The sequence below is a fragment of the Oleiphilus sp. HI0043 genome (assembly GCF_001634935.1).
The window spans coordinates 1-851 of the sequence record NZ_LWEY01000689.1; the positions used below are offsets into that span (position 1 = coordinate 1).

1 protein-coding gene is annotated in these 851 nt (G+C 44.8%); it reads right to left on the bottom strand.

Annotation, left to right across the window (positions count from 1 at the left end; translation table 11 throughout):
* Nucleotides 1–622: 622 nt before the first annotated feature.
* On the bottom strand, nucleotides 623–851 hold a 229-nt coding region (locus tag A3729_RS08210), incomplete at its 5' end, for a TfoX/Sxy family DNA transformation protein (RefSeq protein ID WP_068633610.1).

The following is an 851-nucleotide window of genomic DNA, read 5'->3' on the forward strand; positions in this document are numbered from 1 at the left end:
CGGTAAACGCCTGATTGAGTGGCGTTACGCTGACCAATTACCGAGAATTTGCTAGGTAACAGTTCACAACTCAAAAAAGATCTTGTTAATCAAATGTTACACATCGCAAAACTTTTGCTACAGACCCAAGGCATCACCTGTCATATGATTACATCATCGAAGTACGGAACAGCGATTCAGGCCCACGGTTTCGGAAACAGATTTCATGATTTTCTTTGACCCGACTCTTTAGTCGGGTTTTTTATTGGCTGCGATTTATTGCTTTGATGGTTATGTGTGACAAAGTAGTGCCAAAAGCTGACGTTTCTATATCAATAGGGTGCGCCGTGCGCACCAGCGGAGTTTGATCGTCTCCTCCGTAGGCATAGGATCCACCTCTCGCTTGATCAACCTCGTGCTAGCCCTCATGCGAGCCGTGGAAGGCTCTGCCTACAGGCCTGGGGGAATTGGTTTGGCCACCCCTATTTATGTTTGTTTGAGCCACGGAGTTCAGAGGTGCGCATGGCGCACCCTATTAGAGTTGTCAGAGTCTTAAATGCAGACTTTAACGTAGCTCAAGAAGTTCACTTCTTTCTTCTTTAACAAATGCTTTTTAATGAATAACCATAAGGCTCTAACTTGCTTAAGTCGTAGTATCTTGAGAAAACATCCTCTCCAGCTCTTGGCAACCATCTAACTCGCTAAGCAAATAAGACTTCTCTCGCCGGGCCACGTCTAGCCAATGTTCACCTTTAACAGCACCAACTAAAGCGTACAGAAAATTTAGGCTGACTTTATCATTCGAGGCTTTAAGCTTGAGAAATGCTTCAATGGGACCAATCCGATTTAACTCTTCTACAGAACAGACGCCA